The sequence below is a fragment of the Halostella sp. PRR32 genome, assembly GCF_034808085.1.
Taxonomy (GTDB): Archaea; Halobacteriota; Halobacteria; order Halobacteriales; family Natronoarchaeaceae; genus Halostella; species Halostella pelagica.
In genome coordinates this window covers 1-276 of record NZ_JAXHGL010000103.1, presented here as the reverse complement: position 1 = coordinate 276, position 276 = coordinate 1, and the positions used below count along the sequence as shown (strand labels likewise).

Genomic DNA, 276 nt, shown 5'->3' with positions numbered 1-276 from the left:
CCTCCTTCCGATGCCCGAGCAGGCCGTCGGGCCGCCGATGCATGAGCCAGATGAGGACGACGCCCATCAGGAACAACTGCAGTTGGCGGATGGAATCGAGCGTGTACAGGAGCATCGGGAACACGTCACCGCCACCGAGGGGTGCCATCGCCGCGCCGAAGCTCGACGGCGCCTCGGGGTTCCCGAGCACCGTCTCGACGATGTTCTTGAAGTACCGCGGGCCCTGGAAGAGTAACGCGGCGAAGATGGCGCCACCCATGACGCTCCCGGTGTTCG

General features: G+C 65.9%; 1 pseudogene. It reads right to left on the bottom strand.

The annotated features are described in order from the left end of the window. Positions 1-276, bottom strand: a pseudogene (locus SM753_RS20550) (branched-chain amino acid ABC transporter permease); the annotation flags it as partial.